The organism is Dietzia sp. Alg238-R159, assembly GCF_900537145.1.
GTDB classification, from domain to species: domain Bacteria; phylum Actinomycetota; class Actinomycetes; order Mycobacteriales; family Mycobacteriaceae; genus Dietzia; species Dietzia kunjamensis.
The window spans coordinates 61,882-82,052 of sequence record NZ_UNRI01000002.1 but is presented as its reverse complement, the minus strand read 5'-3'; the positions used below and the strand labels follow the sequence as shown (position 1 = coordinate 82,052).

General features: G+C 70.2%; 23 protein-coding genes. 12 read left to right on the top strand and 11 right to left on the bottom strand.

Features of this window, described 5'->3' with window-relative positions; translation table 11 throughout:
* Positions 1-10 precede the first annotated feature (10 nt).
* From G6R20_RS05140 to G6R20_RS18640, 3 genes are all read left to right on the top strand, one after another.
* On the top strand, positions 11-1,441 hold the full coding sequence (locus G6R20_RS05140; RefSeq protein ID WP_163375757.1) for an L-lactate permease: 1,431 nt from the start codon (positions 11-13) through the stop codon (positions 1,439-1,441).
* Between the two features lie 56 nt (positions 1,442-1,497).
* On the top strand, positions 1,498-1,851 hold the full coding sequence (locus G6R20_RS05135) for a cupin (protein ID WP_067717414.1): 354 nt from the start codon (positions 1,498-1,500) through the stop codon (positions 1,849-1,851).
* A 556-nt stretch (positions 1,852-2,407) separates the two neighbouring features.
* Entirely contained in the window at positions 2,408-2,887 is a 480-nt protein-coding gene (locus tag G6R20_RS18640; protein WP_240341333.1) for a GNAT family N-acetyltransferase, read from the top strand.
* Here G6R20_RS18640 and G6R20_RS05125 read toward each other — a convergent pair.
* Positions 2,871-3,638, bottom strand: coding sequence for a thioesterase family protein (locus G6R20_RS05125; protein WP_163375755.1), 768 nt, complete (start codon positions 3,636-3,638; stop codon positions 2,871-2,873). The two genes, G6R20_RS18640 and G6R20_RS05125, sit on opposite strands and share 17 nt — an antisense overlap.
* A gap of 64 nt (positions 3,639-3,702) precedes the next feature.
* On the opposite strand from G6R20_RS05125, the gene G6R20_RS05120 reads away from it, so the two are divergent.
* Positions 3,703-4,185, top strand: coding sequence for a MaoC family dehydratase (locus G6R20_RS05120; RefSeq protein ID WP_163375754.1), 483 nt, complete (start codon positions 3,703-3,705; stop codon positions 4,183-4,185).
* Positions 4,186-4,253: 68 nt separating this feature from the next.
* Here G6R20_RS05120 and G6R20_RS05115 read toward each other — a convergent pair whose 3' ends face one another.
* Together G6R20_RS05115 and G6R20_RS05110 are read right to left on the bottom strand one after the other, a co-directional pair.
* The gene (locus G6R20_RS05115; RefSeq protein ID WP_163375753.1) at positions 4,254-4,733 is read right to left on the bottom strand and encodes a nitroreductase family deazaflavin-dependent oxidoreductase; all 480 of its coding nucleotides are present in this window, start codon (positions 4,731-4,733) and stop codon (positions 4,254-4,256) included.
* A gap of 10 nt (positions 4,734-4,743) precedes the next feature.
* Positions 4,744-6,084, bottom strand: a complete 1,341-nt coding sequence (locus tag G6R20_RS05110) for a class I SAM-dependent methyltransferase (protein WP_163375752.1) — start codon at positions 6,082-6,084, stop codon at positions 4,744-4,746.
* Between the two features lie 228 nt (positions 6,085-6,312).
* Between G6R20_RS05110 and G6R20_RS05105 the strand changes: the two genes are divergently transcribed.
* A complete protein-coding gene (locus tag G6R20_RS05105) occupies positions 6,313-7,752 on the top strand; it encodes an NAD(P)/FAD-dependent oxidoreductase (protein ID WP_163375751.1) in 1,440 nt (479 codons plus the stop codon).
* A 99-nt stretch (positions 7,753-7,851) separates the two neighbouring features.
* On the opposite strand, the gene G6R20_RS05100 is transcribed toward G6R20_RS05105, so the two are convergent.
* Together G6R20_RS05100 and G6R20_RS05095 are read right to left on the bottom strand one after the other, a co-directional pair.
* Positions 7,852-8,268, bottom strand: coding sequence for a PaaI family thioesterase (locus G6R20_RS05100; RefSeq protein ID WP_096905514.1), 417 nt, complete (start codon positions 8,266-8,268; stop codon positions 7,852-7,854).
* A gap of 107 nt (positions 8,269-8,375) precedes the next feature.
* Entirely contained in the window at positions 8,376-9,140 is a 765-nt protein-coding gene (locus tag G6R20_RS05095) for a hypothetical protein (RefSeq protein ID WP_119191655.1), read from the bottom strand.
* A gap of 297 nt (positions 9,141-9,437) precedes the next feature.
* Here G6R20_RS05095 and gndA point away from each other — a divergent pair, with 297 nt between their 5' ends.
* The 3 genes from gndA to G6R20_RS05080 are packed head-to-tail and all read left to right on the top strand — an operon-like array spanning position 9,438 to position 13,182.
* Entirely contained in the window at positions 9,438-10,910 is a 1,473-nt protein-coding gene (gndA, locus tag G6R20_RS05090; RefSeq protein WP_154830675.1) for an NADP-dependent phosphogluconate dehydrogenase, read from the top strand.
* A gap of 41 nt (positions 10,911-10,951) precedes the next feature.
* A complete protein-coding gene (locus tag G6R20_RS05085; RefSeq protein ID WP_240341283.1) occupies positions 10,952-12,238 on the top strand; it encodes a DEAD/DEAH box helicase in 1,287 nt (428 codons plus the stop codon).
* Positions 12,235-13,182: a hypothetical protein gene (locus G6R20_RS05080; protein WP_240341282.1), complete on the top strand. Its 948-nt coding sequence runs from the start codon at positions 12,235-12,237 to the stop codon at positions 13,180-13,182. The genes G6R20_RS05085 and G6R20_RS05080 overlap by 4 nt, the downstream gene beginning before the upstream one ends.
* 33 nt (positions 13,183-13,215) lie before the next feature.
* Here G6R20_RS05080 and G6R20_RS05075 read toward each other — a convergent pair whose 3' ends face one another.
* Positions 13,216-14,151 (bottom strand): hydrogen peroxide-inducible genes activator, encoded by a 936-nt coding sequence (locus G6R20_RS05075; protein WP_163375750.1) that lies wholly within the window; start codon positions 14,149-14,151, stop codon positions 13,216-13,218.
* Between the two features lie 152 nt (positions 14,152-14,303).
* On the opposite strand from G6R20_RS05075, the gene G6R20_RS05070 reads away from it, so the two are divergent.
* The 3 genes from G6R20_RS05070 to G6R20_RS05060 all read left to right on the top strand — a co-directional run bounded on the left by G6R20_RS05070 (position 14,304) and on the right by G6R20_RS05060 (position 16,559).
* Positions 14,304-14,900 (top strand): peroxiredoxin, encoded by a 597-nt coding sequence (locus G6R20_RS05070; protein ID WP_067717408.1) that lies wholly within the window; start codon positions 14,304-14,306, stop codon positions 14,898-14,900.
* Positions 14,897-15,421: a carboxymuconolactone decarboxylase family protein gene (locus tag G6R20_RS05065; RefSeq protein WP_067717410.1), complete on the top strand. Its 525-nt coding sequence runs from the start codon at positions 14,897-14,899 to the stop codon at positions 15,419-15,421. The genes G6R20_RS05070 and G6R20_RS05065 overlap by 4 nt, the downstream gene beginning before the upstream one ends.
* 178 nt (positions 15,422-15,599) lie before the next feature.
* Positions 15,600-16,559, top strand: coding sequence for a hypothetical protein (locus tag G6R20_RS05060; RefSeq protein ID WP_163375749.1), 960 nt, complete (start codon positions 15,600-15,602; stop codon positions 16,557-16,559).
* 94 nt (positions 16,560-16,653) lie between these two features.
* Here G6R20_RS05060 and G6R20_RS05055 read toward each other — a convergent pair whose 3' ends face one another.
* From G6R20_RS05055 to dut, 4 genes are all read right to left on the bottom strand, one after another.
* Positions 16,654-17,289 (bottom strand): DUF3159 domain-containing protein, encoded by a 636-nt coding sequence (locus G6R20_RS05055; protein WP_240341332.1) that lies wholly within the window; start codon positions 17,287-17,289, stop codon positions 16,654-16,656.
* Positions 17,290-17,368: 79 nt separating this feature from the next.
* The gene (locus G6R20_RS05050; protein ID WP_227022268.1) at positions 17,369-17,638 is read right to left on the bottom strand and encodes a hypothetical protein; all 270 of its coding nucleotides are present in this window, start codon (positions 17,636-17,638) and stop codon (positions 17,369-17,371) included.
* Between the two features lie 169 nt (positions 17,639-17,807).
* On the bottom strand, positions 17,808-18,707 hold the full coding sequence (locus G6R20_RS05045) for a DUF3710 domain-containing protein (RefSeq protein ID WP_067715859.1): 900 nt from the start codon (positions 18,705-18,707) through the stop codon (positions 17,808-17,810).
* An 80-nt stretch (positions 18,708-18,787) separates the two neighbouring features.
* Positions 18,788-19,267, bottom strand: a complete 480-nt coding sequence (gene dut, locus G6R20_RS05040) for a dUTP diphosphatase (RefSeq protein ID WP_067715856.1) — start codon at positions 19,265-19,267, stop codon at positions 18,788-18,790.
* 53 nt (positions 19,268-19,320) lie between these two features.
* On the opposite strand from dut, the gene G6R20_RS05035 reads away from it, so the two are divergent.
* On the top strand, positions 19,321-19,827 hold the full coding sequence (locus tag G6R20_RS05035; protein WP_067715853.1) for a DUF3093 domain-containing protein: 507 nt from the start codon (positions 19,321-19,323) through the stop codon (positions 19,825-19,827).
* Between the two features lie 34 nt (positions 19,828-19,861).
* Here G6R20_RS05035 and G6R20_RS05030 read toward each other — a convergent pair whose 3' ends face one another.
* Positions 19,862-20,164: a DUF4193 domain-containing protein gene (locus G6R20_RS05030; RefSeq protein ID WP_067715850.1), complete on the bottom strand. Its 303-nt coding sequence runs from the start codon at positions 20,162-20,164 to the stop codon at positions 19,862-19,864.
* Positions 20,165-20,171 lie beyond the last annotated feature (7 nt).

The window sequence follows — 20,171 nt, the reverse complement described above, 5'->3', positions numbered from 1 at the left end:
GTTGGGTGCAGTGAGCGCTCTCGTGCAGACCGGCGCCGCCGTCGCGCCGGTCGTGGTGGTCCTGGCCCTGTTGGCGCTCCGCTCCCCCTCTCTCCTGGCGGGAAGCGCCGGCCTGGTGGCCGCGCTCGTCGGTGCGATCACCGTTTTCCGGCCCGACGACGACGAGGTCCTCGCCTCACTGGCGCAACTCGGGCCGACGGTCCTCGAGGTCGCTCTCATCCTCCTCGGCGGCGTCCTGGTGGCCACCGCCCTGTCGGCGACCGGGAGCAGGGATCACATCGCCGGATGGCTCGAACGAGTCGGCTCCGGCGACGACCGGGTGCCCGCGATCCTGCTGCTGGTCTTCGGGTTGACCCCGTTCATGGAGTCGGTCACCGGCTTCGGACTCGGCGTGGTGATCACCGCCCCGCTTCTCGTCCGGATGGGACTGTCGCCGGTGAAGGCCGTCGTCACGGGGTTGCTCGGGTTGGTCCTGGTCCCGTGGGGCTCCCTCGGCCCCGGCACCCTCGTGGCCGCGGAGCTCGGCGGTCAGGACGTCGCGGAACTCGGATACTGGTCGGCTCTCCTGACCCTGCCGGTCCTCCTCGTGAGCATGACGACCGTCCTCGTCGTCGTCTCCACCCGGCCCTCCGCGCGCCACGTGGTTCTCGGCGCCGCCGTCGTCGTGACCCAGTGGGCCGCCCTCGTCGCGGCCAACGCGGCGGTCGGCGTCCCCCCGTCGGGCATCCTCGCCTCGACCGCCGTGATCGCCCTCCTCCTGGGGGTCGGGCGCGCCCGGCACGGCGTTCTCCCCGCGGTCACCGCCGAGCTCGGGCGCGCACTCATCCCGTTCGCGGTCCTGCTCGCGGGGATCCTCGGCGCCAGCGCCGTGCTCGCCCTCGCCGGCGCCCCGGCCGGGACGGGATGGCTCACCTCCCCCGCCCTCTGGGTGAACGTCGCGGCCCTCGTCGCGCTCCGCGTCTACACCACACCGGGCCCGCCCGTGACAAACCTGGTCCGGACGGCGCTGGCGACGTGGGTCCCCGTAGCGGGCAACGCCATCGTGTTCATGTCCATCGGCGTCGTCATGGCCGCCGCCGGGATGGCCGCCCACCTCGCCGATCTCGCGTCCGGGTTCGGACCTGCGTCACTGGCCGGCATCCCGGCCATCGGGGCGCTGGGCGGCTACCTCACCGGCACCAACACCGGCGCGGCGGCCATGTTCTCCTCCGCCACCTCCGGCGCCGCGACCGGGCTGGGAGCCGACAGCCTCGTCACTCTCGCCGGCCAGAACGTCGGCGGGTCGTTCGCCATCATCGTCTCGCCCCCGCGCGTCGCCCTGGCCGTCGGCGTGGTCATGGCCGGACACACCCGGCTCCCCGGCGCCGCCACCCGGACGCTGGCCACCGCCGTCGTGGCCGCCACGATCATGCTCTGCGCGGCGGTCGCCGTCCTGGCGTAGGGTGCGGACCACGCGACCCAAGAGGCAGTTCACACCGAGAGGCAGTGAGTTCCACCATGAACCATGTGACCGAGACCGCCGACCGCATCCTCGCCCGCGCGAAGGAGTCCGCACACGGACGCCACGCCGAGATCCTCGTTCGCGAGGGGCCGCTCCGGCAGTCCCTGCTCGCGCTGACGGAGGGCACCGAACTCGAGGAGCACAACTCTCCCCCGGCCGCGAGCCTCTACCTCCTCCAGGGCGCCGTCCGCGTCACGGGCGAGGGGGACACCGACATCGCCGCTGGCGAACTGCACACACTCACCCACCACCGCCACGCCGTCACCGCGCTCGCCGATTCCGTCTTCCTCCTGACGACGGTCACCAGCATCGCCGGCCAGGGCAGCTACGACGAACCCGCCACTCCCTGACCACCCGCGCCACATCCCGACCACCCGCGCCACAGTCTGACCACTTTGCCTCTGCTGCACCCTGGCGCGGACGGCGGACGCGGCGGATACTCGTCCCATGCGCACCCGGCACCTGGGCGTGGTCATCCGCCGCTCCCCCGACGAGGTCTACGCCCTCGCCGCCGACCCCGCCCACCTGCCGTCGTGGGCGGCCGGACTCGCGGCGGGTGAGGTGCGATCCGACGGCGATACCGTCGTCGTCGACTCCCCCATGGGCGAGGTCCGGGTCCGGTTCGCGCCCACCAACGCGTTCGGTGTCCTGGACCACGAGGTCACACTCCCCGACGGGACGGTCACCCTCAACCCGCTGCGGGTCCTCCCCCACCCAGACGGGAGCGAAGTGGTGTTCACCCTGCGCGGAGCCGACGGCGGCGACGACGAGGACGACGTCGAACGGGACGCCGCCGCCGTGGCCGAGGACCTCGACCGCCTGCGCCAGTTACTCGACACGACCGCTCCACCCGTAGAGGACAGTGCGCAGTCCCCGGTAGGTCCTGCCGAACCGGCGGAGATCCGCATGGCCACGCCCGCGGACGCGGAGTCACTGGGGCGCCTGCTGTTCGACTTCAACACCGAATTCGGCGCGCAGACCCCGGACGGCCCCACCGCCGCCGCCCGATTCGAGTACCTGCTGCGCCGGGACGACGTCCTGGCGGTCCTCGCTCGAGTCGGCTCGGATATCGGCGGCGAGAACACGGCGGACATCGGGTTCGCGTTCCTCACCCTGCGCCCCACCCCCCTGTGGGTCGGTCCGCTGGCACAGCTCGAGGAACTCTACGTCCGTCGAGACCGTCGCGGGAGCGGGGTGGGCGCCGCGCTACTGGCCCGTGCCGTCGATGAGGTCCGCTCCCGGGGCGGCGAGGAGCTGCTCATCAACGTGGACGCCGATGACGTCGACGCCAGGCGGTTCTACGAACGGCACGGGTTCTCCGACCGCGACCCCGACACGGGCTCCGGTATGCGGTGCTACTTACGGCAGCTCACGGTCGGACGGTGAGCGACTGGGCGACGGTCCCCAACGGCCCGGCCTCATCGTGGATCACGCTCGATGTCAGCCCCAGCCCGCCGGGCCCGAAGGTCACGCGTGTGTCGAACCCCAACCACTCGCCTGCCGGCGGGCGGGTGAGATGCGCGGTGAGGTCGATGTTCGGATAGTGCACCGACGTCGGATCGGCCCGGACCGCCATCCCGTTGGCGATGTCGAACAGCCCGGCCATCCGCGCCAGTGGGCTCACGTCCTCGCCGGCCAGGAGCGGGACGTCGGTACGGACCCAGTACCGCGACCGGCCGGGGCCGTCGCTGATCCGCCGGACCTCGACCGAGGCGAGGTACCCCCCGCGCCAGATCGTAGTGGGGTCCCACGGCTCCATCCGCTCCGGCGGCGGGATCGGATCGAATCCGTCGCCCGCGATCGCCTCGGTATCGCGGGGCTGCTGCAGCCACGCCCGCAGTCGGATGCCGGTGCGCTCGCCGTGCCCACAGGTGGCCTCGACCAACTCGATGGTGCGCCCCGGTCGGACGACCTCCACCCGGATGTCCATGATGTCCATCGGCACCACACCGAGCAGTTCGTAGGACAGGCGGGACACCACCATGGGATCGTCGCGACGAGCGGCCAGGTCGAGCTCGACGGCGTGGACGAGCAGACCGAGTGCGGGCCCGATGTGCTGCGTTGACTCGTCCCACGCTCCGCTCACGTGCTCGGTCGGGCGGAATCTTCCCGGCCCGAGACGATCGAAGTACGCCATCTCCGTCCTCCAGTCGGTGAGTGGTGATTAACTAAAAAGCGTACACACCGACGTGGGAGAGACGATGCAGGACGAGACGTACGACGAGTTCACCGCCCCGATCGACGACAGGTACCTCGAGGACTACACCGAGGGCGCGAGGTACCGGTTCGGTGAGGAGTCGGTCGACGCCGACGAGATCATGGAGTTCGCGCGTCGGTACGACCCGCAGAGCATCCACACCGATCCCGAGGCGGCCGCCGCCGGCCCGTTCGGCGGACTCATCGCCAGCGGGTGGCAGACCGCCGCACTGATGATGCGGCTGTTCGCGGACAACTACCTGACCAGCGTGGCGAGCCTGGCCTCCCCCGGCATCGACGAACTGAGGTGGGTGCGGCCGTTGCGCCCGGGCGACCGCCTGACCCTGATCTGCGAGACCACCGGGGTACGCCTCTCCCGGACCAGGCCGGACCGGGGCGTGCTCACCACCGACATCACGGTGGTCAACCAGGACGGGGACGCGGTCCTGACCGCCACCGCGATGAACATGGTCGCCCGGCGCGGATGACACGGGCCGGGCGGCGCGGACGTGACCGGATCGCCCGCGCCGCTCCCACGAGACCCGCGCTCCCGCGATTACAGGCGGGGCGTGAGGTGGAAGACGGGCAGTTCGCGGCTGGTGCGCCGGGCGTAGATCTCGTAGTTCGGCCAGACACGGGCCGCCGCCGACCATGCCGAGTCCCGGTCGTCACCGGTCAGTTCGCGGACGTCGACGACCAGCCTCGCGCCGTAGACCGAGATCTCGACCTCGCCCTCGGCGGCGGCCCGGAGATTGTGGACCCAGGCCGGGGTCTTCTGCCCGCCCCAGTTCGAGCCGACGACGACCAGCCCGTTCCCCCAGGACGCACACAGGAGCGGCGTGCTGCGCGGTGCGCCGCTCCTGCGACCAGCGACGTGCAGGGTCAGAGTCGGCAGCCCCGCGACCCGGAGAAGCGGCACCCGTCCGCGCGTGACCCGGTCGAGCCACCGGTCCACCGTCACGACCAGGTGGGAGTTCTCCCGGGTGGCGTCCTGTCGGCCGAACCACACGGCGATCGGGGTGAGGATGTTGCCCATGGGGCAAACCCTATGTCGTGGGCCCGTCCGCGCGCCGCCGGACCGCCTCACCGGCTGTCGCGAGCAGCTGAACCGACTCGACCCATCCCCTGCGGAGCCCCGTCTCCATCGCCGCCAGGTGGAACGACCACATCCGTCGGTAGACGGCGTCGAACCCCAGCGCGGCGGCATCGCGGCCGCGCTGCGCGAACGTCTCCGACCACAGGCGCACGGTCTCCGCATGATGAGCGGTGATCTCCACCCGCCCCCGGAGCGTCAGACAGGGCGCCCGGTCGACCATCTCGACGAGTTCCGACCACGCCACCGGGGGCCCCGCCTCGGACACGTACCGGGACTCCCACGCGGCCAGCTCCACGACCGCCGGGGTGGGCCGACCCGGTGAGACCGTCGTCTGGAGGGCGAGACGGCCCCCCGGGCCGAGAAGCCGGGCGGCCACGGCGAGGACCTCGGCGTGCCCGGCGGATCCGGCGGTGATGCCGGGGTCCACCGCGACGACGGCGTCGACCGCGCCCGCGACCTCCGATGGCGCTCCGAGGAACAGCGAGATCTCCTCGTCGAGACCTGCCGCGGTGAACCTCGACCCGAGCGTCGCCAGTCTCTCCGTCGACGATGTCATGGTTCGGACGTGCGCCCCGCGCTCGGCAGCCCTCATGGGCAGTTCGCCCCACCCCGGTGTGGCGACCAGGGCACGGGTCCCCTCCCCGATCCCGGCCAGCGTCAACAGGGTGTCCGCGGCCCGGCGTTGGGCGTCGCCGAGGTCGGTGCGGCGGGGCGCAGCCGCCGGCGCTTCGAGGTGTACGACCTCGGTCCCGTCGTCCAACCGGGCACGGGTGCGCGCTCCGGAAGCGAACACCGCGCCCGCGGTCGACATCGTCTCGTCCGTGTACAACGAGGTCAGCGCGCCGGGGACCGAGTCCTCCAGTTCCACGGCGACCGGCCCGCCACGCCGACGACCGCCGCCGGCGGGGCCGCGACCCTCCCGGCCGTACGCGCGTTCACCAGGGTGCGCGCAGTCGGCGTTCGAGGCGATCCACGGGGCCAGCACCGCGATGGCGGCACACAGGTCCGGAGTGGCCCAGTCGCCCGCCATGAACGACTCGCCGAGCCCCACCACGCCGGCGTCCGCCAGCCGGGCCCAGAAGTGATCGGGTTCGCGCAGTACCACGCGCACCGGGGCGTCGTACTCCCCGGCCGCCGACGAATCGGGGTAGTCGATCCGCACCCCGAGCTCGCGCGCCGACCGCCGGAGCGCCTGGGCGACGAGCGCCGAGGGCTGTCCCCCCGGTCCGGACGGTGGCGCGAGCGCGGGCCAGCGCTCGAGGTCGACGGTCTGCGGTTCGACTCTGACCACCCTGTCCCTCCCTCCGGGGCTCTCGTCAGGTGGACGGTACCGTCGCCTGCGCGTCCGCCCGGTCAGGCGCGGCGGGGGGCCACCCACCCGCGTGCGGTGCGGCTACCTGTGCACGGGGTCAGGCGGAGCACTATCCTGGGGACCCGTGCCCGGCGTCATCCCGCGCGGGCCCCAGACCGACGAGGCCACCGAGCCCCTCAACCCAGACCAGCCTCATCAGGAGCCGCCATGACCGAGCCCGCAACCGACCAGGTCACAGCCACCGCACCGGCCGGCCGCCGGCACCGCGTCGTCATCGTCGGCTCCGGCTTCGGCGGTCTGTTCGCCGCGCAGCAGCTCGCCAAAGCGGACGTCGACGTGACCCTGGTGGCCAGGACCGGCCACCACCTGTTCCAGCCCCTGCTGTACCAGGTGGCCACCGGCATCCTCTCCGTGGGCGAGATCGCCCCGCCGACGCGACTCATCCTGAGGGATCAGAAGAACGCCACCGTGGTCCTGGGTGATGTCGACACGATCGACGTGGCCGGGAAGAGGATCCACGCCTCGGCAGGACACATCGACTTCGATCTCGAGTACGACAGCCTGGTCGTCGCCGCGGGGGCCAACCAGTCCTACTTCGGGAACGACCACTTCGAGCGGTGGGCGCCGGGGATGAAGACCGTCGACGATGCGCTCGAGTTGCGCAGCCGCATCCTCGGCTGCTTCGAGCAGGCCGAGGTCATCGACGACGAGGAGGAGCGCCGCCGGCTGCTGACCTTCATCATCGTCGGGGCCGGCCCGACCGGGGTCGAGATGGCGGGTCAGGTCGCCGAGCTCGCCCAGCACACCCTGAAGGACAGCTTCCGCCGCATCGATCCGGCGTCCGCACGCGTGATCCTCCTCGACGCCGCCCCGGCCGTGTTGCCCCCGTTCGGCAACAACCTCGGCAACGCGGCCCGCGCTCGGCTGGAGAAGATGGGCGTCGAGATCCAGCTCAACGCCATGGTCACCAACGTCGACTACCAGGGCATCGAGGTCAAGGACCCGGACGATTCGGTCCGCCGGATCGACGCCTCGTGCAAGATCTGGTCCGCGGGCGTCAAGGCCAGCCCGCTCGGCAAGCAACTCGCCGACCAGACGGATGCGGAGATCGACCGTGCCGGGCGCGTGCTGGTCAACAAGGACCTCTCACTGCCCGGTCACCCGGAGATCTTCGTCGTGGGCGACATGATGAGCCTCGACGGATTGCCCGGTGTCGCGCAGGTCGCCATCCAGGGCGGCAAATATGCGGCCAAGCAGATCATGGCCGAGGTGGAGAAGGGCCGGACCCCAGCCGAGCGGAAGCCGTTCAAGTACTTCGACAAGGGGTCCATGGCCACGGTGTCGCGCTACAGCGCAGTCGTGAAGATGGGACCGATCGAGATCTCGGGCTTCATCGCCTGGGTCATGTGGCTGGTGGTCCACCTCGCCTACCTGATCGGCTTCAAGAACCGGATCACCACCATGTTCTCGTGGGGCATGCACATGGGCGGCGACCACCGGTCGCAGCTGACCTCCACCAAGCAGTGGGTCTACGCGCGCCAGGCCATCGAGCGGGTGGCTGCGGACGAGGCGGCCGCACTCCAGTCGGCCGAGCGGTCCCGCGTCGAGGCGCAGCAGTCGGCGTCCGCCTCGGCCACGACCGACTGACCGGGGCGAGACGGCGACGCGCCCGGCGGGATCCACCCGCCGGGCGCGTCTTTCTCTCTGCCAGGGAGTTCTCCCGGTCTCAGACGCTTCCCTGCCCGCTTACTGGAGATTCGCGAGCCGTACCTGCCCGACCGCTGCGGTGCGCCCCCGGTCGTCCTCGATCTCGACCCGCCAGAGTTGCTGTGAGCGGCCGCGGTGGACGGGCGTGCCCGTCGCCGTGAGGGTGCCCTCCGTGACGGCGCGCAGGAAGTCGGTGGAGTTGTTGACACCGACCACCTTGCCCTCGCCACCGAGCCACACCGCGCCGGCGATACTCGCGACCTCCTCCGCGATCGCGCAGTACACACCGCCATGGACGATCCCGTAGGGCTGGTGGAGATGCGGCCCCACCGTCACCGTGACGACCACCTTGTCGGGCGTCACCTCGGTGTATTCCATCCCGATCCCGCCGCCGAACCCGGTCCCGGAATGGGAACGGATCATGTCGATGAATTCGCTACGAGCCGCCTCGGACATCCGACCTCTTTCCCCGGCCCGGCGTGCCCGGGCGTCCGGGACGGAACGTTACCCGCGGGGACGGGCGCCCGTCGCGACTCCCTCGACGCGCAGCGCGCCTACGACGCTCAGCGGACCGATCGCCAACCGCGGTCCCGCACGGGGATCGGCCCGGCACCGGGGGTGCGTGGGAGCCGGCTCCGTCGCCGGACCGCCAGGCCCGAGTCGTGGAGAGCCTGCAGGACCATCTGCCCGCGACGGTAGCCGGTCTCCTGACTGGTCTCCGCGAACGTGGGGACGATCGTCGCGGCGCCGAGGACGCACTCGCCCGCCATCGACCACAGCGTCTCCACACTGCAGTTGCTCACCGCCGACAGCCCCTCGAACACCGTCGTCAGTGTCGCGCGCGACCGGCAGGCGAGCCACTGCGCCAATGCCTGCTCGCAGGGCAGGATCACGGTGCCGGGCGAACCCGCGACGGGGTCGTCGGGCAGCACCCTCAGGGTGGTGTCGCGGACGCCCGCCCAGTCCAGGCCGCCCTCGATGTCGGTTCGCACGGCCATGTTCTCGGCGCCGGTGTCCCACACCCTGCCGATGGTGACGAAACTGGCCACGGCCCTGCCGAGGACGCCGTGGGTGAATGCCTCCGCCACGAGATAGGTCGAGAAACGGATATCGCCGGACTCCGCGAAGTGGTTGCGGAACATGAGTTCCACCCGCCCGCTGTCGACCGCCTGCTCGAGCGGCACCCACCGACGTCGCGACTGCGTGCCCAGATCAGCGATCGAGTAGAACTTGGGATAGCCCGCGCGAAAGCCGCCGAGCGCCTCGACCGTGTCGTCGAACACGGTGCGTGTCCCCATCAACTGCGTGGGCAGCGTTGAGCCGGTCATGTCTGGTCTTCCCCCTAGTCGGTTCCTCTACACGGCCGGTCCGTCCCTACGAAGTACGTCCCGGCACCGCGATCCGACCCCCCGATCCGCAGTGGCCCAGGTCATCCGGCCGGTATTAAGTGTTACAACAGACACCCGTCCGTAACCAAGGGATTTCGCCCGGTTCGGCCAAACGGTGCACTCAGTGCACGTCTGATCTGTCAGCAAGAACACAGGTGGTGTTCAGCCACGCGGTGAGTGTCGGTACCCATCACCGCAGGTCCGACCGGCCGGGGGGCGTCGACTACTCTGAACACCATGAGTACTGAACGCGAAGGCGCGACGCCCACCTCCGACACTGCCGGAACCGCCGATATCGGTGTGACCGGTCTCGCCGTCATGGGCTCGAACATCGCCCGCAACTTCGCCCGGCACGGGTACACGGTCGCCGTCCACAACCGCTCCGCGGGGAAGACCGACGCACTGCTCGGCGCGCACGGCGATGACGGGGACTTCGTCCGCACCGAGACGATCGAGGAGTTCGCGGCAGCGCTGCGTTCCCCCCGTCGGGCACTGGTCATGGTCCAGGCCGGCGCACCCACCGATGCAGTGATCGACGCGCTCGCCGATGCCTTCGACGAGGGCGACATCATCATCGATGGTGGCAACTCCCTGTACACGGACACCATCCGGCGCGAGAAGGCCATGGCCGCGCGCGGAATCCGGTTCATCGGTGCCGGGATCTCCGGCGGCGAGGAAGGGGCCCTGGAGGGACCGTCCATCATGCCGGGCGGCCCGGCCTCCAGCTATGAGGTCGTCGGGCCGATGCTCGAGGACATCTCGGCGAAGGTCGACGGCATCCCCTGCTGTACCCATGTCGGCGAGGACGGCTCGGGGCACTTCGTCAAGATGGTCCACAACGGCATCGAATACTCGGACATGCAGCTCATCGGCGAGGCCTACCATCTCCTCCGGGGCGTGGCCGGGATCGAGCCGGCCGCCATGGCCGATACATTCCGCGACTGGAACACAGGCGAACTCGACTCCTACCTCATCGAGATCACCGCCGAGGTCCTCGCCCAGGTGGACGCCGAGACCGGCGCCCCCCTGGTGGACGTGATCGTGGATCGGGCCGGACAGAAGGGCACCGGTCGCTGGACCGTCAAGTCCGCTCTCGACCTGGGCGTCCCCGTCACCGGTATCGCCGAGGCGGTGTTCGCGCGAGCCCTCTCGAGCTCGGTTCCGCAGCGCGAAGCCGGTCGGGCCCTGCCCGCGGGCTCCGTATCCACTCCCGCCGGGATCGGCCCCGATTTCGTGGAGGACGTGCGCAAGGCGCTCTACGCGTCCAAGGTCATCGCCTACGCCCAGGGGTTCGATCAGATCACCGCTGCCAACGCCGAGCACGGCTGGGACGTGGCGCGCGGTGACCTCGCCACCATCTGGCGCGGGGGTTGCATCATCCGCGCCACGTTCCTCGACCGCATCCGCGAGGCGTACGCCGAGAACGGCGATCTCCCCTCACTCCTCGCCGCGCCGTACTTCGCCGAGGCCCTGTCCGACTGCGTGGACAGTTGGCGCCGGGTCGTGACGACCGCGGTGACCGCAGGGATCCCCGCACCCGGGTTCTCCGCCGCCCTGGCCTACTACGACGGCCTCCGGACCGAACGCCTGCCGGCCGCGCTCATCCAGGGCCAGCGTGACTTCTTCGGCGCGCACACCTACCAGCGCACCGATCGAGAGGGGAGCTACCACACCCTCTGGAGCGGCGACCGTTCAGAGGTGCGGGCCTGACCGGCCCGCGGCCCGGGGAACTGGGCCGCCTGCTCGAGGAGTTGGGAGTCGCGGTCCCGATCCGGCACGCCGTGTCGGGTCTGGTTCCGGGGACGCCCACCCCGATCCAGGCCGCCGCCCTCGCGGATGCCGTCGGGGGCGCGAACCTCCTGGCCGTCGCCCCCACCGGATCGGGCAAGACGTTGGTGTTCGCCATCGCGGTGGCCCACCGCCTCGCCGGGTCACCGAGCCTGACCGGCCGGCCCCGCGCCCTGGTCGTCGCCCCCACTCGCGAACTGGCCGAGCAGAACGCCGAGGTCCTCGCCGCGGTGGGCGCGGGCGCCGGGCTGAAGATCGCCTCGTTCGTCGGGGGACAACCCCTCAAACGGGACCGGCGCGCGCTCATAGCTCCGGTCGACGTGGCCGTCGGGACCCCCGGGCGTCTCGCCGACCTGGTCCGCGCCTCGGCCCTGTCCCTGGACGGTGTGGACCTGGTGGTGCTCGACGAAGCCGATCAACTGCTGGGTCCGTCCTTCGCCGAGCAGACAGAGGCCCTTCTCGCCGACTGCGTCGGCGCGGGCCTCGTGGCGACCACCGCCACGGCCGACGACGACATCGAGTCGATTCTGGAACGCACACGCCCGGGACTCCGGGTGCACCGCGTGGAGCACTCACCGCTCCCGTCGTCGGCCCCCACCCGCGGCGACTCCGAGGCGGCCGGGGCACCTCGTCGACTGGTGGTGCTCTCGACCCCGGACCCGGACCGTCTGGTGGTCCGCCTGGCGGCACGGTGCACCCGTGGCCTGTTCTTCGTCCCCAGACGGGACGCCGTGGAGCCCCTGCGTTCGGCAATCGCCGACACCGGCGTCACCGCTGCCGGGGTCGCGGGGTCCGCCTCCCCCACCCGCCGGGCGGCCGCGTTCGCCGATCTGGCATCGGGCGCGGTGAGGGTCCTGGTGAGCACCGACCTGGCGGGGCGGGGCCTCGACATCGACAGCATCGGACACGTGGTGCACGTGGGCCCACCGCACTCGATGGACGACCTCGTCCACCGCTCCGGGAGAACCGGTCGAGGCGACGCCCGGGCCGGCGTCGTCGCCGCGGTTCTCCGTCCCTTCGAGGTCGCCAAGGTCGCCGACCAGGCACGTTCGGCCGGCATGACGGTCGAGATCGTCGACACCTCCCGGTCCGACGCGGAGCGGGTCATCGACGCGCTGTTCGGCCCGGAGATCGTCCTGCCACGTACCCGCAGGGCACCCGCACCGTCGGAGCGGTCCCGCCGCCCCTCGCAACCCCGACGTCCGACGCAGTCCCGGGTTCACCGCCCCAAACGGAAGAAACGCTCGTGACCTCGGCGCGGCGACGGAACCGTCATCGAGTCGGTGCCCCGGTCGTCGTTCCCGAAGAGCTGTGGCGCGTTCGCGAACAGCGACACCACGACAGGGTCGACCGTCTCACCACCGACCACCTGGAGCGACGTCGCAGGGGCGAGCAACACCCGGTCGTCGACTTCCTCTTCACGTACTACCGGACCAGCGTCGCCACCGTCCGACGGTGGCACCCGGGCCCGGGTGTCCTACTGGAGAACGCCCACCTGACCGAACGTCAGGACTGGCGCCACTACCGCCGGGAGAGTGTGGCCGGCCGAGAGGGGCTCGTGGTCGACGCACCCTCGGTGTGGCGACGCGCCGGCGGCAGGATCACACGGGCACGTGACGTGATCGCGTCCACCGCGTCCCGCCGGGGCGCCACCGGATGCTTCGGTCTGCACGAATGGGCGATGCTGTACGAGACCGGACAGGGGGACGTCCGGCACGGCCGGGTACCCCTGCGGCTCCCACACGAGCGGATCGACGAGGTCGTCCGAGGTTCCCGCCTGCGGTGCACGCACTTCGACGCTTTCCGCTTCTTCACCGATGCCGCCGTCCCCCGCAACCAGGATCCGCTGACCCGGGACGACCAACTCCGACTGGAGCAGCCTGCCTGTCTCCACGCCGGAATGGACATCTACGCCCACACCGCGACGGTGGAGGCGGGAGCACCGGGGGAACTCCTCCTGGACTCCCTCGCGGCGGCATTCGACGCGCGGGAGGTGGACATGCGGTCCTCCCCCTACGATCTCTCCTCCTGGGGGCTCCGACCGATCCGGGTGGAGACCAGCGAGGGTCGGGCCGAGTTCGTCGCGTTCCAGAAGAAGTGGACGGAGCGCACACAGGGCCTCAGGTCGAGATTCCTCGCCGCCGTCGACACACTGGAGGACCTGGCGTCCCCCGTGGGCGATCTAGTGACCTGAGGACGTGAGCTGAGGGCGTGAGCTGAGGACTCGTCACACCGGGGTCGCGTCGAACTGGTCGACGGCCACCTCGGCGACGACTCTGCCGAACTCGCCATAGGCTTCCGCTCCCGCGGTGGCGCTGCGCAGTACCAATCCGATCGTGCGACCCGGGACGGGATCCGCGAACCTCGCGACCGCGATCCCCGGATCCCGGGTCTCGGGACCGACCGCGGACTCGGGGACGAGCGCCACTCCCAGACCACCTGCCACACACCGAACCGCGGTGGTCAGCGATGCGGCTCGGGACTCCCCCCTGCCCAACACGGGGGCGGACACCCGGCGGCACAGTTCCACCGTCTGTTCGCGCAGACAGTGCCCCTCGTCGAGCATCAGCAGCGGTTGGTCGACGAGGATCTCCAATGGCAACCCCTCTCTGCCTGCGAGTTCGTGATCCGCGGGCACGAGGAGCGCGAAGGGTTCGCTGTACAGCGGCGTGGCGGCCACCCCCACAGCGTCCGTGGGGACGGCCATGATCGCCAGGTCGATCACGCCGCTCCGGAGTCCGTCCAGGAGCCTGGCCGTCTGATCCTCGACGACCCTCGGTCGCAGGTCCGGGAACCGCTCCCCCAGTGCGGGCAGCAGCCCGGGCAAGAGATAGGGAGCCACCGTCGGGATGACCCCGATGCGCAGCGAGCCGAACAACGGGCCGTCGCTTCCCGCCGCCGCGTCCGCCACCGCGTCCATCGCGGTCACCGCGGCCCGGGCGTACGGCAGGAGCCGGTGCCCCGCGGGGGTGACGAGGACGGAGCGGGTGCTGCGCTCGACCAGGTGGAGACCGAGCCCGTCCTCCAGCGTCGCCAGGGCCTGGGACAGCGAGGGCTGGCTCATGCCGAGGTCCTCCGCGGCGCTACGAAAGTGCAGTCGCTCCGCCACCGCGAGGAACACCCGGAGCTGCATGAGGCTCGGAACGAACCGATGATCGGCCATGTCGATGAGTCTATGCCCGGCGATAACCAGAAGTCGATGATTATTTGCACAATCCTATGAGTGATCTACCTCTCATCGACTTTACCTCTCACAGGAAGTGGGGCATAGTCGGGGTCGTCCGTCCGACACAGGCACATCCTCAGGAGGATCACATGGCTATTCTCACCATCGGCGACCAGTTCCCCGATTTCGAACTCACTGCGCTCAAGGGCGGTGACCTGCAGGCGGTCAACGCCCAGCAGCCGGAGGACTACTTCGAGACCGTCACCAACCAGTCCTACGAGGGCAAGTGGCGCGTGATCTTCTTCTACCCGAAGGACTTCACCTTCGTCTGCCCCACGGAGATCGCCGCGTTCGGCAAGCTCGACGAGGACTTCCAGGACCGCGACACGCAGATCCTCGGCGGCTCCATCGACAACGAGTTCGCGCACTTCAACTGGCGTGCGACCAACGATGAGCTCAAGACCGTGCCGTTCCCGCTGCTGTCGGACATCAAGCACGAGCTCATCCGCGCTCTCGGCGTGGAGAACGCCGACGGTGTCGCCGATCGTGCCACCTTCATCGTCGACCCGGACAACGTCATCCAGTTCGTCTCGGTCACCCCGGACGCTGTCGGCCGCAACGTGGACGAGGTTCTCCGCGTCCTCGACGCCCTCCAGTCGTCCGAGGTCTGCGCCTGCAACTGGCAGAAGAACGACCCGACGAAGAACATCAACAAGATGGACATGCTGCAGGAGGGCATCAAGTGAGCATTGAGAACCTGAAGTCCGGACTCCCCGAGTTCGCCAAGGATCTCAAGCTGAACCTGGGTTCGCTCGCGCGATCCACCGAGCTGAACCAGCAGCAGCTCTGGGGGACGTTCCTCGCCACCGCCGCTGCGACCAAGTCGGCGACCGTCCTGTCAGAGATCGCGGACGAGGCCCGCCAGCACCTGTCGGACGAGGCGTTCAACGCCGCCCTCGGCGCCGCCTCGATCATGGGGATGAACAACGTGGCCTACCGCGCCAAGGAGTTCCTGGGCGATGACTACACCCAGGTCCGCATGGGCCTGCGGATGAACATCATCGCCAACCCGGGCGTGGAGAAGGCCGACTTCGAGCTGTGGTCGATGGCCGTCTCCACGATCAACGGCTGCGAGAACTGTACTGCCGCTCACGATGCCGTCATCCGCAAGGAGGGCATCACCAAGGAGCAGGCCTGGGAGGCGGTGAAGATCGCCGGCACCGTCGCCGGCGTCGCACAGGCCGTCGAGATCGACGCAAACATCTGATCCTCACCCTCCCCCGGTGAACACGGGCCCCGCTGACCGCGCGTCAGCGGGGCCCTGTCGTCTCTTCCGGTTGCGGGCGCGCGGCGAGTTGCCCCTCCCGCAAAGCACTCCCCGGCACTAGGTTCGTATGTAGAGCCGGGGAAATCCTTCGCGGCGCACCTAGCGATCTGGAGACGTCATGACTACCGGAGGTACCCCGTCAGGGGACGGCTTTCCGAACGATCCGTCCAACTCCGGCCCGGGCGAGCCGAACTGGGGCCGGGGTTACGGGGAACAGGGCCACGGGAACCAGAATTACGGCCCGACGCAGGGTCAGGAGCCCTACCCGGGGCAGGGTTACGGCCAGGAGCCCTACCCGGGGCAGGGTCAAGGTCACGAGCCCTACCCCGGCCAGGCATACGGGCAACAGGGCTACGGCCAGCAGAATTATGGCCACCAGTCCTTCGGCGATCCCGCCTACGGCGGTGCGTACGGGCAGAGCGGTCCGGGCGGCGGCCCGGTCATGACGGGCAAGGTGTCCGCGACCGACGCGGTCAGTGCCGGCTGGCAGCTGTTCAAGAACAACCCGCTGCCCTGGGTTCTCATCACCCTGGCGAGCGTGGTGGTCGGCAGTATCGCGGGGCAGCTCGCGAACTCCGAGTCTCTCGCGGTGGTGTTCCTGGCCCAGATCATCTCCTTCGTCGTCGGACTGCTGTTCCAGGCGTTCATCCTGCGCGGCGCCCTGCTCGAGGTGGACGGACACAGGCCCGCTATCGGCGACTTCTTCAAACTGCACAACTTCGGCTGGTTCGTCGTCGCGGCGATCCTCGTCGGGATCGCGACGTTCGTCGGGCTCATCGGCTTCATCATCGGCGCGTTCGTCGTGGCGTTCTTCCTGTACTGGACGCAGTACTTCGTCGTCGACCGCAACATGACCGCCACCGACGCGATCGTCTCGAGCTTCAACGCGATCAAGTCGGACGCCGGCAACCTCTTCGCACTCGCCCTCCTCAACGTCCTCATCCTCGTGGTGGGCGCGCTGGCACTGCTCGTCGGCCTGTTCGTGGCGATTCCGGTCACCACACTCGCCTCGGTCTACGCCTACCGGGCGATCACCGGGCCGAGCGACTTCTCCCGCGCGGCGACCGCGGCGGTCTGACCTCCCGTCGACGTCGTCCATCGCTCGCGAAGCAACGGGACAGCCCCGGCGACCATCCGGTCGCCGGGGCTGTCCCGTCCCGCGGAGCGGAGTGTCAGGCGCCGCCGGTCTCGTCCTCGGGTGACGCCGGGGCCCCGGTGTCCGAGTCAGCCTCGTGCAGCATCTCCTTCTCGTGCGTCGAGGCCCGTCGGACCGCCCAGACGGTTCCCAGGAAGGCCACGAGTGCCAACGGCCATCCCATGCCGATGCGCGCGGCACCGAGCCAGGTGACCTCGTCATTGAGGTACAGCGCGTATTGCAGGACGGCTCGGATGGCGAACAGTCCGGCCCAGAACGACGTCGCGACCGTATACCACCGCCGGGCCGCCGGAATCCGGCGCCAGGCCATCCCCCTGCCGTCGAGGAATCCCCAGATCACTCCGACCAGAGGCCAGCGGACGAGCGCGGAGATCGCGAACGCCGCGCCGTACACGGCCTGGGTGATGATCCCGTAGAGGAAGTAACCCTTGGCGTCCCCGGTCCGCCAGGCGATGAAGACGCAGATGGCGACACCGATGAAACCCGAGATCGCGGGCTGCGGGTTCTCTCGACGCCCCAGTGACCACGCCAGCATCGCCACGGCGACGCCCAGCGCACCCCAGATCGCGACGGTCAGCCCCCAGATCCCGTTGAGGGGGACGAACGTGAGAATCGGGATCGACGAGTACACCAGCCCGCGGATCCCGCCCATCTGATCGATCAGGGACGCGTCGGGGTCCCCGAAGGACGATCTCCGGCGCGTCGCACCGGTCGCCTGCGGGGTCGCCCGTTCAGACTCGGTCACGCGACTCCTCCACGGCGGTGCGGGGCTGCTCGTCCAGTAGCTCATATCGCGGGTTGAACATGATCTTGTGTCCGTGCCGGACGCCGACCCGTCCGGTGACACGGAGGCACCGGCCGGTGTCGATGCCCGGAACGGTGCGTCGCCCGAGCCAACACACCTCGACCGCGCCCGTACCGTCGAAGACCTCGGCGGTGAGACCGAGGAAGTCCTCTCCCCCACATGTCAGGACGGTGCGGACACGCCCCGTCAGGGTCACGTGATCCCCACGCGACACAGTCGCGACATGCGAGCATCCGGTACGGTGCACCCGGCCGGCGAGGTCAGCCGCGTCGAGCATTTCCACCGGATCGGTGAGCCGGGCGGTCAATGCCCGGAGCGTTCGGGGGAACGGCACGGTCACCCCCCCGCTCGCTGGTCGGGAAACCTCACAGGTCGTCGTCTCCGTCACGGAGCCTGTCCATCGCGCTACCGTCTCTCCGCGGCGCCCTGGGGGCACTGTCCGGCGCGGGCGACGCCGCGGGAGCGGCAGGCTGCGCCTGGGGGTTCCGGGATGCCCGAGCCTCCTGCGATGCCGGCGACTGGGCCGGAGCCTGGCCGGCAGGGCCTGGCTGGCGCGTCTGGCCGGCATTGCCGGGCTGGCCGGTCCGGCCTGCCGCCATCTGCTGCTGGTACGCCTGGGCCTGCTGCTGTGCGGCCAGCTGGGACTGCGCCTGCGTCAGTGCTTGTTGGATCTCGTCCGGAATGGTGAGCGGTAGCTGCTCACGAACCGGCATGGGGCCGTCCCCGCGATGGATGAGCAGGTGCTGGAAGACCTCGCGGCCCTCCTCCGCAGCCTGGTCCGCCAGCTCGGGGGTGGCCATGATCCGCACCTCGGCGGTCCAACGGTGGCCGTCAACCCCGATCGCGCGGAAAACGGCTCCCGGCATCACCGCCACCAGTTCACGCCCCCACGGCCCGTCCTCGACGGAGACGTCCGCGCCCTGTTGCTCGAGCTGCTCGCGCATTCCCGTCACCATCGTCCGCCACTGACCCGCGGACTTGGGCGCGGCGAACGCGCGTGGGATGACCCTCGAGACCTGGGTGACCACATGGAACTCGGGCTGACCGTTGGGGTCCAGTGCGACGTTCAGGTCACGTCCCTTGGGAACTCCGATGACCAGCGAACCGAGATCGATGTGGCCGTAGCCGAGCGAGGTGTAGTACCCGGGCACGTCACCGACGGACGAGCGGTCATGAGGCCCCGTCGTGGAAGGGGGCTGCGACTCCTGCTCGGTGGCCGTGGTGGCGTCGCGGGCCCCGGTCACCGGCTTCTTTCGTCCGAACATGGTGGAAATCCTCTCCCCGTGCGACCCGGCCCCGAACGGGACCGTCTCGGGTCGACGCTACCCAACGAGGTGGACGCCGGTCAGGTCAGGCGGTGGTGCCCGCCCGTCGACCCGTGGCCGCCCTCACCCCGGTCGGTCTCGCCGAGCTCGTCGACCTCCACCACATCCCACAGTTCGACGCGCTGGACCAGGAGCTGGGCGATGCGGTCACCTCGTCCGATACGGACCGGCTCCGTGGGGTCCAGGTTGACGAGGTTGACCTTGATCTCCCCCCGGTAGCCGGCGTCGACCGTCCCCGGGGCGTTGACGATCGACAGACCCGCCCGTGCCGCGAGGCCGGACCGCGGATGGACCAGGCCCACGTAGCCCGCGGGGACCGCCACCGCCACCCCCGTGCCCACCAGGGCCCGGTGCCCCGGCGCCAGCTCACAGTCGTGCGCGGCGTGCAGATCGATCCCCGCATCCGTGGCGTGTGCCCGGACCGGAAGGGGAAGCCCACGGTCCAGACGGCGTACCCGTAGCACCCCGCCGGTGCCGTTCTCGTCGTCCGGATTGCTCATGGCCTCTCGCCCTCCTGCCGGGCCTGGCCCGGTTGCTCGATAGTCTTGACGTCGTGACCGACGAAGATCTCCGCCCGCCGCCCGATCGCGCTCCGCGCCCGGTTCACTCGGAAACCCTCCGGGTCCCGGCATGGTGGTGGGTCGTCCTCGCCGTGATCACCGTCGTGGTGGTCGCCCAGGCGCTCGTTATCGGAGCGCGGTGGTGGCTGTGGCTGCTGGCCGTCGTGGTCCCCGTCCTGCTCGCCTGGCTGTTCATCTCCGTCGGCCGGGTGAAGATCGAGGTCGAGTCCGACGGCCAGGGAGGGGGGACCCTCTATGCGGGCAACGCCCGCCTGCCCTTCGACGCCATCGCCCGCAGCGCCGTCGTGCCCGCCACCGCCAAGCAGGCCGCGATGGGGCGGCAGCTCGACCCCGAGGCCTTCGTGGTCCACAGGGGATACATCCCCACGATGGTGATCATCGTCCTCGACGACCCGATGGATCCCACCCCGTACTGGCTCATCAGCACGCGGGACCCCGAAGGCCTCGCAGCGGCGCTTCCGGACAACCACTACAGCTGACCGGCCGAGCCGCGGCGGAGTAGCCGGCGGTCGATCAGCCGGCGCAGTCCACGCAGATCGGCATCCCGTCCCGCTCCTCGGCGAAACGGCTGCGGTGATGCACCAGGAAGCACTCACCACAGGTGAACTCGTTGTCCTGCTCCGGCACGACACGCACCGTGAGCTCCTCGCCGGACAGGTCGGCGCCCGGCAGTTCGTAGGACTCGGCGGTGTCCGTCTCGTCGACGTCGACCTCGCCGGTCGCTCCCTCTGCGCGCCGGGCCTTCAGCTCCTCCAGCGAATCGCCGGTGAGCTCGTCGGCCTCGGTGCGGCGGGGGGCGTCGTAGTCGGTTGCCATGAGTCTC